Annotated in this window: 10 protein-coding genes; 4 read left to right on the top strand and 6 right to left on the bottom strand. The window is 39.4% G+C overall.

All coding sequences use genetic code 11. The features are described from left to right. The first annotated feature begins 443 nt into the window (after window positions 1–443). From ACN1CD_RS04420 to araA, 4 genes are all read left to right on the top strand, one after another. Window positions 444–668 (top strand): CDGSH iron-sulfur domain-containing protein, encoded by a 225-nt coding sequence (locus tag ACN1CD_RS04420; protein WP_419129054.1) that lies wholly within the window; start codon window positions 444–446, stop codon window positions 666–668. A gap of 459 nt (window positions 669–1,127) precedes the next feature. Further along, a complete protein-coding gene (locus tag ACN1CD_RS04415) occupies window positions 1,128–2,828 on the top strand; it encodes a ribulokinase (RefSeq protein WP_419129053.1) in 1,701 nt (566 codons plus the stop codon). After that, on the top strand, window positions 2,825–3,526 hold the full coding sequence (locus ACN1CD_RS04410) for an L-ribulose-5-phosphate 4-epimerase (protein WP_419129052.1): 702 nt from the start codon (window positions 2,825–2,827) through the stop codon (window positions 3,524–3,526). Before ACN1CD_RS04415 ends, ACN1CD_RS04410 begins: the two co-directional genes overlap by 4 nt. A 270-nt stretch (window positions 3,527–3,796) precedes the next feature. Next, window positions 3,797–5,287: an L-arabinose isomerase gene (gene araA / locus ACN1CD_RS04405; RefSeq protein ID WP_419129051.1), complete on the top strand. Its 1,491-nt coding sequence runs from the start codon at window positions 3,797–3,799 to the stop codon at window positions 5,285–5,287. 628 nt (window positions 5,288–5,915) lie between these two features. Here the strand turns inward: araA and ACN1CD_RS04400 are convergent. From ACN1CD_RS04400 to ACN1CD_RS04375, 6 genes are all read right to left on the bottom strand, one after another. Continuing rightward, window positions 5,916–6,935, bottom strand: coding sequence for a zinc-binding alcohol dehydrogenase family protein (locus tag ACN1CD_RS04400; RefSeq protein WP_419129050.1), 1,020 nt, complete (start codon window positions 6,933–6,935; stop codon window positions 5,916–5,918). 136 nt (window positions 6,936–7,071) lie between these two features. Continuing rightward, window positions 7,072–7,860: an SDR family oxidoreductase gene (locus ACN1CD_RS04395; protein WP_419129049.1), complete on the bottom strand. Its 789-nt coding sequence runs from the start codon at window positions 7,858–7,860 to the stop codon at window positions 7,072–7,074. A 138-nt stretch (window positions 7,861–7,998) separates the two neighbouring features. Next, on the bottom strand, window positions 7,999–10,272 hold the full coding sequence (locus ACN1CD_RS04390; RefSeq protein ID WP_419129625.1) for a DUF5703 domain-containing protein: 2,274 nt from the start codon (window positions 10,270–10,272) through the stop codon (window positions 7,999–8,001). A gap of 473 nt (window positions 10,273–10,745) precedes the next feature. Continuing rightward, complete coding sequence (locus ACN1CD_RS04385) at window positions 10,746–12,173, bottom strand: sialate O-acetylesterase (RefSeq protein ID WP_419129048.1); 1,428 nt, start codon at window positions 12,171–12,173, stop codon at window positions 10,746–10,748. 377 nt (window positions 12,174–12,550) lie between these two features. Next, window positions 12,551–13,141 (bottom strand): hypothetical protein, encoded by a 591-nt coding sequence (locus ACN1CD_RS04380; protein WP_419129047.1) that lies wholly within the window; start codon window positions 13,139–13,141, stop codon window positions 12,551–12,553. A 22-nt stretch (window positions 13,142–13,163) separates the two neighbouring features. Further along, window positions 13,164–16,580, bottom strand: coding sequence for a glycosyl hydrolase (locus ACN1CD_RS04375; protein ID WP_419129046.1), 3,417 nt, complete (start codon window positions 16,578–16,580; stop codon window positions 13,164–13,166). Between the last annotated feature and the right edge of the window lie 2 nt (window positions 16,581–16,582).

The raw sequence follows: 16,582 nt of genomic DNA, 5'->3' as shown, positions 1-16,582 counted from the left end.
TTTTGTGATCGCCAGATGTGGCGCTTAAGCGTAGCTGTTATAGGTCATAAATATTTATATTTGATTAACTCAAAGAAACCATAAATAAACAGAAATAGTAAGGGGTAATACGGTAATTAATAGGGGTTAAATTGATAATTTGATTTAATTTATAGTGATATAACAACGTGAAGTGCTATTTATGGTCTTTAAAGACTTGAGCTTAATTATTTGTCGTTTTTTAACCATAATATCGTTTTATTTCGATCTACATTAAGCAAACGATACCATTTACCCATCTCAGCAATAAAGATTAATTTTCGAACCAGTCTCCCAATTATTATCAAATTTTGATTTAATACATTGACCAGTCAACCAGCTAATCGGAACGTTTCTAAACTGCAATATGATTATTCAAATCAGTAAACTTTGCCTTAATTTTGTCCCATACAAACAAAACAAAAATGGCTAAAACAAAACTTACAATAAACAACAACGGATCGGTGAAAATAGAAGGAGATTTTGAGATTGTTGATAAAAACGGAAATACTTACGGTTTACAAGGCAGAGAAGTCTTATCTATTTGCCGTTGCGGTCTTTCTCAAAACAAACCCTTTTGCGATGGCGCACATAAAGGCCATTTCGAACACGATGCAATAGCTTTTGATTTGCCTCCAAAAAAAGTATAAACGATCATCTTTTACGAGAAGCCTTACAGAAATGTAGGGCTTTTCTTTTAACCCACTAGTTGGTAGCTTTTAACCAAGGAGAGCAAAGAGAAAAAATCACAGAGAACGCGAAGATTGGGTAATTACTCCAACCAACCACTAGTTGGTGGCTCACCAACCAGTCTAAGTTTATTCCCTAAATCTGTTCATACCATTAAATTTATAGGTAAGATTGAAGGTTACTAACTCTGATGATTATTCTCTCTGTAAAGTGAGTAACTTATTGGAGAAAAGATCCTCAATTTGTTAAACCATCAATTTATAGGCATAAGCTTTTCGGTTGGTGAGACACCATCTGATAGATGGAAATGAATTCTGCTTAATTTAAATTACTCGCCTATCGAAAATTTCTTTTAACAAATTTCCATAAAATTTTATAATCTGAATAAATAAACGTTAATTAGACGATTATTTATTGTTATGAGCGCAGCAAACTATGTAATTGGTGTAGATTACGGGACGGACTCTGTTCGTTCGGTTCTGGTCGACACCGCAAACGGAAAAGAAATTTCAGCTTCTGTTTTTCTTTATCCCCGATGGCAAAAAGGTTTATATTGTAAACCATCTGCCAATCAATTCAGACAGCATCCATTAGATTATATTGAGGGTTTAGAACACACCATTAAAGCTTGTATTGAAAAAGCTGGTGGTGCAGAAATTGCTCATTTGATTAAAGGGATCTCTATTGATACCACAGGCTCCAGTCCGGTTGCGGTTGATGCCACTGGCACTCCCCTGGCACTCACCTCTGGTTTCGAGGAAAATCCAAATGCCATGTTTGTGCTTTGGAAAGACCATACTGCTGTTAAAGAAGCTGCAGAGATTAATGAGCATGCCACAAAATTCCCGGTGAACTACCTTAAATACGTAGGTGGGATCTATTCTTCTGAATGGTTTTGGGCAAAATTATTGCGCACTTTAAGGGTTGATTCGTCTATAGTAAAAGGCGCTGCATCATGGGTTGAACATTGCGACTGGATTCCATTCTTATTAAGTGGTGGAACAGATGTAACCACCATGAAACGTAGTCGTTGTGCGGCCGGACATAAGGCTTTATGGGCCGAAGAATTCAATGGCTTACCTCCTGATGATTTCTTTAGCAACCTTGATCCGCTTTTAGCCGGATTTAGAGATAAATTATTTAATGATACTTACACTTCAGATATTTCTGCTGGAACGTTAAGTGAGGAATGGGCAGGAAAATTAGGTTTAAATACAGATGTTGTAATTGGTGTTGGTGCCTTCGATGCCCACATGGGGGCAGTTGGTGGACAGATTGAGCCTTACTATTTAAGTAAAGTGATGGGAACAAGTACCTGCGATATATTGGTTGCGCCTAGTCAGGATTTACAAGGTAAACTAATTGGCGGTATCTGTGGCCAAGTAAATGGCTCTGTCATTCCGGGTATGGCAGGTTTAGAAGCAGGTCAGTCTGCTTTTGGCGATGTTTATGCCTGGTTTAAAAACCTGATCAGCTGGCCTTTAAATCATTTACTGACCGAATCAGATTTAATTGACGAAGCAACAGCCATTGCCTTAAAAGATGAATTGGAAAGTAAAATCATTGCCAATTTAAGTAAGCAAGCTGAAGCCTTAGATGATGATGATTATGCTGAATTAGCCATTGATTGGTTAAATGGTAGGAGAACGCCTGATGCTAATCAAGAGCTTAAAGGTGCAATTCTCGGTTTGGGTTTAGGTACAGATGCGCCAAGATTTTTCCGTGCACTAGCTGCCGCAACCTGCTTTGGTGCTAAAGCCATTGTAGATCGTTTTAAAGAGCAAGGTGTTCCGGTTAAGGGAATCATCGGTATTGGTGGTGTGGCTAAAAAATCAGCTTACATTATGCAAATGATGGCTGATGTATTGGAAATGCCAATCAGAATTCACCGTTTCGAACATACCTGCGCTTTAGGTGCCGCCATGTTTGCAGCGGTTGCAGCAGGGATCTATCCTAATATCGAAGCAGCGATGGCCGCTATGGGTACCGGTTTTGAAAAAGAATATACCCCAAATGTGAAAAAGCAAAAATTGTATCGCCAACATTACCAGGCTTATTTAGGCTTAGGCAGATACCTGGAAAAACATAATAAAAAAGACGTAAAACCTTACTTGTCATGAGCAATTACCAGGATATAAAAGAACAGGCTTATCAGGCCAATATGCAGTTGCCAAAGCTGGGACTGGTACTCTTTACTTTCGGGAATGTAAGTGCAGCCGATCGTGCTAAAGGTGTTTTTGCCATTAAACCAAGTGGTGTACCTTACGAGGATTTATCTCCGGAAAAAATGGTAATCGTAGATTTTGATGGGAATACTGTTGAAGGAAGTTTGCGTCCATCTTCGGATACGAAAACGCATGCGGTTTTATATAAACATTGGGAAGATATTGGCGGCGTGGTACACACCCACTCTACCTATGGAACTGCCTGGGCTCAGGCACAAAAGGCTATTCCGATTTTTGGAACTACGCATGCCGATCATTTAACGGTTGATATTCCTTGCGCACCACCAATGGATGATGCCATGATCAAAGGGAACTACGAATATGAAACCGGCTTTCAGATCATGAATCACTTTCAAAGTCTGGGGCTAAGCTACATGGAAGTAGAAATGATCCTGGTAGGTAATCACGCTCCCTTTACCTGGGGGAAAACCGCTGAAAAAGCGGTATACAACAGTGCGGTTTTAGAAGCAGTAGCACAAATGGCCTTGTTAACACAGCAGATTAATCCGCAGGCACCGAAGCTGAAAGATTCGCTAATTGAAAAACACTTTGAACGGAAGCATGGTGCAGGGGCTTATTATGGACAGGTTTAGGTTAGTTGTGAGTTGAGAGTAATGAGTTTGGAGTTCTAACCCATCGTCTTTGCGAGGAGGAACGACGAAGCAATCTCATTTAGTAAATGCTGTTTGAAGAGCAATTAAAAGAGTTGGGAGTTGAGAGTCTCCACCCGTCGTCATTGCGAGGAGGAATGAAGAAGCAATCTCATTCGATCAAATCTCTCAAATAAGATTGCTTCAACCGATGAAAAATCGATTGAAGCAATGACGGAAAATAAAAATATTAGTATTTAAATAAAGTAAATAATGATTGATTTAAAGAAATTACAAGTTTGGTTCATCACGGGTACACAACATTTGTACGGTGAGGAAACCTTAAAACAAGTGGCGGATCATGCACAGGAAGTAGCAGATTCACTTAATCAAAATGGAAATATCTCCGTTTCGGTAGTTTACAAACCGATCGTAAAAACGACTGAAGAAATTTTCGAAACCTTACAAAAAGCCAATATCGATAAAAATTGCATTGGTGTAATCACCTGGATGCACACCTTCTCTCCTGCTAAAATGTGGATCAGGGGTTTAAATGTTTTGCAGAAACCATTGCTTCATTTACACACGCAATTCAACCGTGACATTCCTTGGAATACCATCGATATGGATTTCATGAACTTAAACCAAAGTGCACACGGTGACCGTGAATTTGGTTTCATGGTAACCCGCATGCGTAAAGATCGTAAGGTAGTGGTTGGACATTGGCAAGATGAAGAAGTAGCCAAACAAATCGATACCTGGTGCAGAGCTGCTGCCGGATGGAACGATTGGCAAGGTGCTAAATTTGCTCGTTTTGGTGATAATATGCGTTATGTTGCCGTAACCGATGGTGATAAAGTTGAAGCAGAAATGAAATTTGGCTTCGCGGTAAATACTTATGGCATAGGTGATTTAGTGGCTGTAATTAACGCGATAGATGAGGATTCTATTCAGGGTTTATTGAAAGAATACGAAGAAACGTACCACATGGCCGATGATTTGAAAGCTGGCGGTGCAAGACATCAATCTGTTTATGATGCTGCAAAAATCGAACTTGGCTTAAGAAAATTCCTCGTAGACGGTGGTTTCAAAGGCTTCTCTGATACTTTTGAGGATTTACATGGTATGATTCAGTTACCGGGTATTGCTGCGCAACGTTTAATGGCTGATGGTTATGGCTTCGCTGGTGAAGGTGACTGGAAAACAGCTGCTTTGGTTCGCGCTTGTAAAGTAATGGGCGCTGGTTTACCTGGCGGCAATGCTTTTATGGAAGATTATACTTACCATTTCGATCCATCGAATTCAATGGTTTTAGGATCGCACATGCTTGAGGTTGATGCATCATTGGCTAATGGTAAAGCAAGTTTAGAGGTTCATCCTTTGGGGATTGGTGGCAAAGCTGATCCTGCCCGTTTGGTTTTTAATGTAGGTAGTGGCGATGCTTTAAATGCTTCTTTAATTGATATGGGCAATCGTTTCCGTTTGTTAGTGAACGAAGTAACTGCTGTTGAAGCGGAACATGATTTACCCAACTTACCTGTTGCGCGTGTGCTTTGGAAACCGCTTCCTGATATGAAAACTGGTTGTGCGGCATGGATTTATGCTGGTGGCGCACACCATACGGCTTATAGTCAGAATTTAACGACAGAACATTTATCAGATTTTGCAAATATTGCTGGTTTGGAATATATCAACATTGGTGCCGATACTAAAATTAATCAATTCAGAAATGAATTGCATTGGAATGAGGTTGCTTATAAATAATTCATAATAAGTTCTGTAATTGAAAGCCGATAGTTTTATAAATTATCGGCTTTTATTTTTTAAAACGGGGCCGCAGATTCGCAGATTATCATAATGTGGTTGGTGAGACACCAACCAATAGAGAGCTTGATTCAACTTGCGAAGTTTCAAAGGTAAAAAGCACAGGAAGAACTTCGAAAGTTTATGAGTAAATCTCTAGACTGACGAAGTTTTGACACCACACAAACCCACCTAAACTTCGTAAGTCTTATCCTTGAGGTTTAACTTGCGAAGTTTCAAAGGCTAAAAGAGCAGGAGAAACTTCGAAAGTTTTCAGAATGATCTTCAGACTGACGAAGTTTTGCCACTTCACAAACCCATCTAAACTTCGTAAGTCTTATTCTTGAGGTTTAACTTGCGAAGTTTTAAAGGCTAAAAGCGCAGGAGAAACTTCGAAAGTTTTCAGAATGATCTCTAGACTGACGAAGTTTTGCCACCTCACAAACCCACCTAAACTTCGTAAGTCTTATAATGATATGGCGGTGAGACACCAACCAATAGAGAAAATTCAATTCCGTGTTCTCCCATTTCCGTGGCAAATATTGCTATATAGCACCAAGACCAAAGATATCTATAAAACAATATGCCTCTAATCCTCCATCCTGACCATCGCTTTAATTACGCCATTCTTCGGGTCTAACCAACTTTTAAATTCATCCTTTACTTCCTCAAATTTTACCTGGTGCGTGATATAAGTAGTGGGTTTCACTAAACCTGCTTTCATCGATTTAATTACATGTTCAAAATCTTCAATGTTGGCATTTCTGCTGCTCATTAATGTAGATTCTCTTTTATGGAATTCGGGATGATTAAAAATCAGATCTCCCTTTTGCAAGCCTATTAACACAAATCGGGCCCCGTGTGCCATATAATTAATGGCATTATTAATCGCTTTCTGATTTCCCGTGGCATCAATGACTACTGTAGGCATATCGCCATTGGTGATCTGACTTAACTGCTCTGCTACATCTGCTGATTGTGCATTAATGGTATGAACAACGCCAAGATTTTCTTTACAAAAAGCCAGGCGATCATCATTAATATCCAGCGCAATTACCTTTCCTCCGGCAATTCTGGCAAACTCCATTGTACCCAAACCAATCGGACCAGCGCCAATAACCAATACAAATTCGCCAGATTGCACATCAGCCCTACGGACACCATGTGCGCCTATAGCCAAAGGCTCTACCAAAGCCAATTCATCATAACTCAATCCTTCGCCATGTAAAAGCGTTTGCGAAGGCACCTGCAGATACTCTCGCATTCCACCATCTACATGCACTCCACAAACCTGCATTTTCACACAGCAGTTTGGCTTATTCATGCGGCAGGCAATACATTCTCCACAATTGAAGTATGGAATAAAAGTAACAGCCCCTCCTATTTGGAAACCTTCAACGCCATCGGCTTCTACCAATTCTCCGGAAAGCTCGTGACCTAAAACCCGTGGATAATTGAAGAATGGCTGAGTACCCTCAAAAGCATGTAAATCAGTTCCGCAGATCCCGATACGTTTAATTTTTATAATGGCGTGGTCTTTCTTAAGTTCAGGTTTTTCCGTTTCTGAATATTCGAAGGTTCCGGGGGTGGTGCAGGTAAGGGTTTTCATTTGTTTTGAATGAGAGAATGATTGAATTTTGAATTAGTGAATTTTGAATGAAAGAATGATGAGTGTTGAATGAGAGAATGTTTAAAGCAATTGCATAGCCATTTACTCATTCTATATTCTCTAATTCCTTCATTATTTATGCGTTCGCCAAGGCCCTGTCTAAATGCACATAGCCGCCATCAACATGAATAATTTGTCCGGTGGTATGGCTCGATTTATCTGACAATAAGAAAGCTGTCATGTTGGCGATCTCTTCTGCTGTAGTCATTCGGTTTTCTAATGGAATTTTAGCCGTAATTTCATCCAGCTTCGCCTGGGCATCTGGCAAAGTTTCAATCCAGGTTTCATAAGCTGGTGTCCAGCATTCTGCCACTACCACTGCATTTACGCGGATGCCATATTTCAATAATTCAACTGCCCACTCGCGGGTTAAGGCATTTCTTCCACCATTCGCAGCGGCATAAGCCGAGGTATTTCCTTGTCCAGTTTCGGCAGTTTTAGAGGTGATATTTACAATTGCGCCTTTGCTTTTAATTAATTCTGGCAAGGCATGATGCGCCATCAGATAGTAATGAACCATATTTTTATGCAACGACGCCATAAAATCTTCATAATTACCGTTTTCTAAGCCTACACCATCGTTTACACCAGCATTATTAACCAAACCATCGATTCGCCCAAACTTTTCAATGATGGCTGCGATTACATTTTTACAATCGTTAGGGTTTGATAGTTCAGCAACAAATTGAGCTGCTTGTCCACCGCTTTCTTTAATGGCCGCAACAACTTTTTCATTGTCTTCCGCTTTTCTACCCACAATAACCGCAGTTGCATGCTCTTTGGCAAACACCTCTGCAATGCTTCGGCCAATGCCTTTTGCAGCGCCGGTAATCACAATAACTTTTTCTTTTAAATTTAAATCCATGTCTTTTTTTATTAGTCAATTAATGAATGAGTGAATTTTGAATTAATGAATGAGTGAACGTTCTATCAAATCTCCCATTCTATCAATCTCCCATTCAATCAATCTATCAATCTATCATTCAATCAATCTATCATTCCATTACTCTATCATTACTTTTACATCTGCTTTTCTCGCTTCTGGCAATACTTTCAAATCAATTAGTTTACCATCTTTTAGCGTTCCTTCAACTGTGGTTTGGTATGGCGCATAAAGTTTGAAATGTACATCCCAGTCTTTCGGCCACGCAGGAAACAGATAAATCTTTTTTCCATCCACTTGCATTAACATTTCCTGTAAACCAATCATTCCCGAGCCACCCCAGTTGTGATCAGGCGTCCAGTCGAAACCCGGTCCCCAGAAAGCCGGAAACCTTCTTCCCGAATCTTTAAGTTTTAAGGTGGTAAGCTTGGCGGCTTCTTGGGTTAAACCTAGTCTGGCGGCGAAAATATTATCTTGTTTCCATCCTACGTGACTTCTAAATTTAAGTACGTCGGTATCATATTTAAATGTATTGATGGCCGTATCCAGTCCAGGTTTGCCGATGCCGTAAATTCCCCAGGGATAAACTGGGTATAACTGTGGACTTTCGGTATTATTGATGCGCTCCCAAACTTTTGCAGGGGAAATGGTGGTATGCCCGTCGAATTGCCTGAAGCTTATTGGAGGAATCGTCTGAAGCATTTCAGTCCATTCCTTACTTTTACTGTCGGGCAAGGATGGATATTCGATTAACCGCTCCAGCACTGTTTTCAAAGCCGCAATGGTCGAAGTAGAATTGTATGCCATTTTATAGGTTTCGGCACCAGACCCCGGATATAAAACCAAATGACCGTTTCCATCAAGCGATTTTGCTCCTCTTTTCTTGGCTAAATAGGTATAATGTTCCTTAAAAAAGGTGAGCGAGCTTTCTATCAAAGGAAGATATTTATCAATATTTCGATGATCATATCGTTCGGTATCCATGATCATCATACAAAATTCTAAAACGGTATCCCATTCGTATTCCAGCCAGGCATTGTATTCCATGCCTTTATTATAGTCCGCCGGACGTTTCCATCCATATTCTGCAGGATTTGGCAAGCCAAAATTCTCTAACTGTTCGGTAAAACTGGCGCCTTTATGCCCCCAGGCTGCTTCGGTTCTGATTTCTGCATTCTTGAGCAGATTGAGATAAAAATCGAACTGCGGTTTCATCTGTTCAAAATCGCCACTTTTTAGCATTGGCCAATACACCAAACGCTGGTTTTGAGCAGTGTGTATCCCTCCGCCCCAGTTTCTAAAATCGGGCGTATACTTTAATGTAGAATCTGTAAGTTGAGGATCGAAAGTAAATAATCCACCATTAAATTTGGTTGGATATTTGCCGAAGGCATTGCAGCCCAGCATATATCGGAATAATTGATAGTTTTTTGATGATTGATTCGCCGTTTCATCTTTTGAACTGATATAAATGAAACTTTTTTTCCAGTAATCGTTCCACCATTTAATACTGGCCTTTTGACTTGCCGCAGGTTTAATTGCATTTATTTCCTTTTCCCAGGCCTGAACAGATGCCACTTTACTGGTATTTAAGCGAATGGTAATCTGCTCGGACTTGGTAGGCGATTTACTTTTTAACGTCCAACCTTGAAATGGCGTGTTTAAATAAGTGCCTGAATAATTCCCTGCCTGAATCATCCTATTTCCTTGTAACGAACCACCAAAAATTAAGTTTTTTAAGGGATTAAATAATTCTGCTTTTCTATCTTCTAATCCCTGCTGTTTTACGGCAACATCAAAAACGGTTTCCAGTTTATTTTGATGATAGAATTGAATAGTATTTCCTTTGAAGCTAATTTCGTCTTTAAAAGTTTTTATTACACCCTGTGGTGCCCATTTGTAGGAGTTTTGATTGTTCTCCTTCCCTTTTGTAATCCGATCTTCAAAACGCCAGCTTTCATAACTTGCTTCAGTAGTTATTTTCTGATTGGATTTAATATCAAGATGAATAACAGGATTAAAAACATCAACCCAAATCTTAATTTGAGTGTTTAATTTGCCATTTGAACCTGAAATTTGAGCATAACCATCGTTTAAAATCAGTTCCTGTTTAAATGTTTTCCCTTCGAATGGGTTTGGGCTTAACTTTAGTTTTACACGACCAAGTTTAAGCAAGGTATTATTTTCATCAAAGGTGCCACTTTGCGATAGATACAGGTAAATCTCGCCTTTTTCTACCCAAAGGTTGAGGCCAATATCACCACCGCCTACTGGCATTGATTCTGATGAGTTATGGCTTTGTGTTATCCAGATTACGTTACTTTGCGCATATGCATTTTGGGAAAAGTATAATGTATAGAAGAAGAATAATAAGGTAAAATTTGACCACCTAATTGCAAATAAGAACGAATTTAAAAATTTTGACCATATAAGACATATAAGAACATATAGGTTCCTAGCTAAAATGCTTGGTGTTCCGTGTGCCTTTGTGGCAATGTAGATCTTTGCGGTAAAACCCATTATCAATTTAAAATTTTGACCTTATAAGACAGATATGAACATATAGGTTCTTAGCTAAAATGCTTGGTATTCCGTGTGCCTTTGTGGCAATGTAAATCTTTCTGGTAAAACCCATTATCAATTTAAAATTTTGACCTTATAAGACAGATAAGAACATATAGGTTCCAAGTTAAAATGCTTGGTGTTCCGTGTGCCTTTGTGGCAATGTAGATCTTTCTGGTAAAACCCATTATCAATTTAAAATTTTGACCTTATAAGACAGATAAGAACATATAGATTCCTAGTTAAAATGCTTGGTGTTTCATGTGCCTTTGTGGCAATGTAGATCTTTCCGGTAAAACCCATTATCAATTATCCCAATTATCGGTACGGAAAGAGGACACGGGCAAACCATCGTTCCCAAATAAATCGCCATTCACAAAATCTTTAAAAGCGTAGCGAACAGCCACCGGAACTTTTACTTCCACAGCTGAAACCGTTACACTGCTTCCTTTTATAACTGCTTTCGCAGGATAAAATTTCTGATCCGCTCCAGCAATCTCAAATAATGAAAGTGTTTTCCCAAAAGAAGTGATTCCATTTGGAACGTTCTGAAATTTGACAATGGCTTCGTTTTTCTCAATCGTTACCGATTCGTAAGCAGGACTTACGCCGCCAAATCCTTTTACTCCATAAGTTTGTGCCAGTGCCAGGTAGGCTAAGCGTTCACCGCCTTGTTTTTTATTGGCCGGATGGATGGAGTTTTCTTCGCCTATATCCAGTAGCACGGCCATACCAGCATTAGGAATTTTTGATAAAGACTTCCGTTGTGCATCTCTAATGAAGGCAGAATTGTTAATTTTTGTTCCTTTTCCAACAGTTGAATAATTATAACTGAAAGGTGCAATCTGCGCATAGTAGAAGGGAAATTCTCCAATAGCCCAATGTTGCCTCCAGCTGGAAACCATTGCCGGGAAGAAGTCTTCATATCGGTCTGGCCTTTCGAAATTGGATTCGCCCTGGTACCATATGGCTCCCTTTATGCCATAACCGATTACCGGATAAAGCATACCGTTGTACAAAGTGGTTGGCGTACGACTCACTTCTTTAATTGAATCACCTTTTGCCGGGATTTTGATTTCAGGAAAAGGTTTTAAGTCTTCCGGCGACATCCAGGCTTCGATTGTTGAACCCCCATAACTATCATTGATGATTCCAATTGGAACGGTTAATACTTCGCTTAACAGCTTCCCGAAAAAGTAACCTGTTGCACTGAAATTTGAAACCGCCTCGGGTTCGGCCAATTTCCATTGAGAAGCTTTGCTATTGTCTTGTTTTTCTGTAATAGATGAACGTGGGACGGTATACAGTCTGATATTTTGGTTTGTAGATTTTAAAATCGCCTCAGCCGAACCTATAATTGGCTGACTCTTAAAGCCCTTCATTGGCATTTCCATGTTGGATTGCCCGCCACAGAACCATACCTCACCGATCAGAATATCTTTTAATACCAACTCTTCGCCATCGTCGAATGTCATTTCATATGGTCCGCCAGCTATCGGAGTGGATACTTTTACCCGCCATTTACCATCCTGATCGGTTGCGACCTTATAGGTTTTTCTATTCCAGGACGTTTCTATTCTCACGCTGGAAGAAGGTTTTGCCCAACCCCAAATGGCCACTTCACTTTGCTGCTGCAGCACCATATGATCGGTAAAAATGGATGCGGGTTTAACCATTGCCGATGCGATGATGCAGCAGGTAAGGTTTAAAAATATGAGGAGTTTTAGTTTCATTTCTTTTATTATTTGTTAACAGCTGAAATCTAATTTCATTCTGGTTTATTTTTTTATATTGAGTCTATAACACCCCGCCTTTCAGGCACCCCTCTAAAAGAGGGGAATTCCCCTCATAGTTCAATATTATAAATGCTATCACCTCGCAATAACGATTATTTATTTACCTACTTACCGGCAACCAAACAGACATTTCCGAAGATCGTTATAAATTACCTACATATTTGAAACTATGGTTTCGATGGCTACTTTAAAACGATCTACGCATATCTGAAGTCGTAAAGTATGAAGGACAAAATTTTCGATTATATGAGGTAGCTTTTTCATCATTATTCTTTTCGTTTTTAACTTGGAAATGTGTTTTAGTCTTAGCGTTACTAATCTAATTTACTGCCAAAAGTTCTTAAATTCTGAAGTGTAGGTAATGACCTTATCATCATTTTCTTTGTATTTTTCTTTATTGCTTTCTCAGGATCTAGTGACTCTACTGTCTCAGTTTTCACTCCAGCTACGAGATCAAATATGGTCTCAATTGTTGCATTCTGACCATCATAAACTATACTGGAGATTTTAACCAATTGGAAAATTCCATTTTTATAGATGAATTTGTGTTCATACCGAACATCATCTTTTTCAGAGCTCATTAATAAATATCCTTTTTCGATAAAAAAATATGGGATTGTATTTTTAGTATGTATACCGTTTACATATTGTGGTTCGATTACATCAGTTGAAGAGAAAACCATTTTAAATTTCTTATTGGGTTGTAAAAAAAATATTTGCAATCTTAAGGGAACGGATGCATCAATTGTATCCATCGTAATTACGGTTTTGTCGGTTAAGCCATCTTTATTTAAATCGCCCTTTTCTAATCTGATCGGAACAGTAAAATTATCCTTCACTTTCTTTTGTTGAGCGTATACCATAGTTTGAGTTAAAGCCAATATGAATACCATTATTTTTTTCATTTTTTGAGATATAAATTTTCTTTTACTCTTCAATTTGTATCACAACCGGCCCTAATAATCCGGCGGGATTTAATGGTTTATCCGCTAAACGGAACGGTGCTGTAGTTTTGGTAAGTCTTTTATTTTCTGGCAATTTACTATCTCCAATTAAACGATTAGCCCAGGTGTTGGTCACTTCTATAATAATTTCATTTTCGCCTCTTTTAATGGCTTTACTAATTTCAAGACGATGCGGGGCCGTCCATAAGGTGCCGCAATTTATACCATTAATTTTCACTTCAGCAATGCTGGAAAATTCACCTAAATCAATCCAGATTTTTTCATTTGTATTTCCATTGAAACTAATTTTTTTGGTGTAAACAGCTGTTCCGGAATAGTATTTCACCAAGCTATCCGCATTTTTTGTCCAGTCGGTTAAATCGCTAAAAATTACTGACTTTGAAGGGCCAGCATAAGCGGTATCAAATTTAGCCTGCCAGTTTTTAGAGATATCCAGCACATGCCTGAATGTACTCCAATTAGCGCTAAGATTTAATTGAGTCGAATTCGTCTTTTCTTTAAAAATCACGAATATTGAACCGTTTGCGGGCAATCTCAAATTGAAATTGGTTCTGCCGTCTTTTATCGACCAACTTTTAAGCGCTACAGTATCATTGGTGATTGCATTATAGATTTGAGGAATTCTGCCACTAATCCTGAAGGAGAAATTTAATTCACGATCCTGGTTCACTTGATTTGATATAAAGTAGATATCCGAAGCCGTATCCTTTCTATGTGCAAATGTGATTTGCCTGGCCGGTAGAATTGCAGAACCGAGTACTGATGGGATTTCTACAACATCTAAATCCTTTTCCAAACCCAAACTGTTAAAATCATTCCCTTCAAATGGTGCCCTGAAAACCTGCCCTGAACCCAATTTCTTAAAATAAATAGGTTTACCGCCACTTTTAAATGAATCGAAGTTTCCACCCCAAATCTCTTCCACTAATTTGTCGAAAATAACCTGTTCAACTTGCTTTAGTCCAGATTGATATAGCGGTTTATCCGCTATAATCACTTTAGCTCCGGATTTAATTAAATCTGCAAGTTTTTTTACCGTTTCATAACTGATGTATTGATGGTTTGGATTTAACTTTAGCGCACCAGTAAAAACCAAAATCTTGTAGGTAGCGCCACTTTCAAAAACCACATCACCATTTTTTACAGTGGCTGTGCTCAACACATCCGGATTGAAACTATCATAAGCATAACCACGAAGTGGATTCACCCAATTTTCCGGATCGGCCATGTTTGCGGAATGCGTTACACCTGCCGGAATCTGCCTCAATGGCTCACCAATATTTGCCAAACGTTTCTGCTCAGATTCGACTATGTCTTGTCCAAAAATACCTGGCAAGGTTTCTACCAAACGATCGGGTAAAACTGAACGGCGAGGTAATTCTTCACCCGTAAAAACGGCGATATCGACAACTGGTTTGCCCTGTTGGAGTAAATTTTGAGTGCGTTCTGCGTATTCTATCCAAGCCTTCCCCTGTTTCCACCAGGTTTGATCGCGCTGAAAATACAAGCCTACGCCATCTAATGTCATTCCAGGCTTTCGATCAATCCAGGGGTTATGTGTAAAAACATGATAAACCAGTTTGTTAATGCCAAGTGCATAATTCCGATCCTGCAAGGTTTTCATATTCCCCGGACTTTCATTCCAATCCATCCGAACCGTGGTAAAAGCCTCTGCCTGAATGATATTTTTGCCGTAGATATGTGCACCAGAAATGGCATCGAGCATATCATTTGGTTTATCATGTGTTGGGCTATTTAACCAGAATTCGCCCATGGGTACATCAACGGTTTTATAATGCATTAAACCATCGCTCATCATCGTGGGTGCAATGCTTTCCGCAGTGAACGTAACACCCTTTACTTTTGCCAATCCAGCGAGTGTTTTATAAAACTGATTAACTACTAATTCGGAGATTGTTTTTCTTACATCATATAAAAAATCTTCAGATACCTTTGCACTTTCCAAAGGCAAACCCGTCATGATGGGTAAGTAAGGCGTTAAATCGTACCCCCTGCGCTTTAAAAACTCGGCTTTAAACACTGGCGACCAATTCTGGCTGCCACATTCCCAGCTATCCACATGAAAAACACTTAATACTTTCTGAGCAATTTCTGGCCCACCATGCTTCAACGCTTCGCCGTACCAGCTATCAAACTGCAATTTAACTGCTTCAGGATTAAATTTATCACACTCTAAACCCATTCCGCCACCACCTGTGGCATTCGTATGCCCTGTGGAAGTATGTCCTACCCTTAAAATCGTCCAGTTTCCTTTTGGTGCTTTCCAATTTAATGTTCCATCAGGATTCAATTTATCCGTTAGGTTAATAACTTTATTCAGCGGAACACATAATTCCGGAGTGATTTGCTGTTCGGTACTTCTTTTACTTACCCGCCAAACGGAGCCATTTTTGCCTTCAAATTGATTTATTTTTGCTTCTGAGGATACTTCCAGGTTTACTAATTTTAAAGATGGTTTCCACTTTGCTGCGTCTAAATCTTCTGCACCAGGCTCAGCGCTTTTTTTATCATAAATAAACCTGAAGAATCTGGCTGTTGTTGGCACGATGGAATGGGTTACATCTTCATCCGTGTCTTGCCAACCGTGTCGTGGCGCTTCCAAACGTCCAATGGAGCGATAAGTTTTTCCATCATTGCTCACTTCGATGGCTAAACGTTGGGCCTGATAATTATTTCCGCTAACTTTTATTGCTACTGTTCTGCAAGTGAAAGGCTTTTCAAATTCATATTGAATATAACATGGCTCATTTGAACCGAAGTTTTTCTTATTTCCTGGCTGAACCAAACCTGTCGCGTCAGCACCATTGCTTGCTGTGATTTTTGGAATTACGGTACGCGTAGAGATGCTTTCGCCAGGTGGCGATGGATAGGCATAAACTGCAATATCCCGATAATAATTTTCTTTATGTTCTGGTTGAGGTAACTTAATTTTAGTTGTTTTATTAGTGATACTTATCTTTGACCAAACCACCTTTTGCATAGACAATTCTGGTGTAATCCATGGGCCACCCGCAAGTGCAAAGCCATCGCTTACATGCATGCCAAGTTTCAGGTTTAATCGCTCGGCTTCATTCATCGCAAACTCCACCATTTGCCACCATTCTGGCGTAAGCTGAACTACAGGAGGTGTGTAAATTGGTGTTTTATCCGGTCCCTGAATACTCATCAAATACGCTCCCCCAATTCCGTTGGTTTTCATGGCTTCTAAATCTGCAGTGATGCCGGCTTTAGAAACCGCACCCTTTACCCAATACCAAAATACCCAAGGCTTTGCATTTTCGTTTTGTTGTGCATTAAGCTTAAAGCTAAAAGCGCAAAGCAGAAAGAACAAGAAGATTTTACTAAATGTTGGTCTCATTT

Origin of the sequence: Pedobacter sp. N23S346 (genome assembly GCF_048515415.1) — a bacterium.
Lineage (GTDB): Bacteria > Bacteroidota > Bacteroidia > Sphingobacteriales > Sphingobacteriaceae > Pedobacter.
The sequence above is the reverse complement of the archived record's forward strand: the minus strand, read 5'-3'. Positions and strand labels throughout refer to the sequence as shown.

Excerpts from the sequence above, each read along its gene's own strand:
- ACN1CD_RS04400 (WP_419129050.1), bottom strand. The coding sequence starts at position 6,935 with ATGAAAACCCTTACCTGCACCACCCCCGGAACCTTCGAATATTCAGAA.
- ACN1CD_RS04410 (WP_419129052.1), top strand. The coding sequence starts at position 2,825 with ATGAGCAATTACCAGGATATAAAAGAACAGGCTTATCAGGCCAATATG.
- ACN1CD_RS04395 (WP_419129049.1), bottom strand. The coding sequence starts at position 7,860 with ATGGATTTAAATTTAAAAGAAAAAGTTATTGTGATTACCGGCGCTGCA.
- ACN1CD_RS04415 (WP_419129053.1), top strand. The coding sequence starts at position 1,128 with ATGAGCGCAGCAAACTATGTAATTGGTGTAGATTACGGGACGGACTCT.
- ACN1CD_RS04375 (WP_419129046.1), bottom strand. The coding sequence starts at position 16,580 with ATGAGACCAACATTTAGTAAAATCTTCTTGTTCTTTCTGCTTTGCGCT.
- ACN1CD_RS04420 (WP_419129054.1), top strand. The coding sequence starts at position 444 with ATGGCTAAAACAAAACTTACAATAAACAACAACGGATCGGTGAAAATA.
- ACN1CD_RS04380 (WP_419129047.1), bottom strand. The coding sequence starts at position 13,141 with ATGAAAAAAATAATGGTATTCATATTGGCTTTAACTCAAACTATGGTA.
- araA (WP_419129051.1), top strand. The coding sequence starts at position 3,797 with ATGATTGATTTAAAGAAATTACAAGTTTGGTTCATCACGGGTACACAA.
- ACN1CD_RS04385 (WP_419129048.1), bottom strand. The coding sequence starts at position 12,173 with ATGAAACTAAAACTCCTCATATTTTTAAACCTTACCTGCTGCATCATC.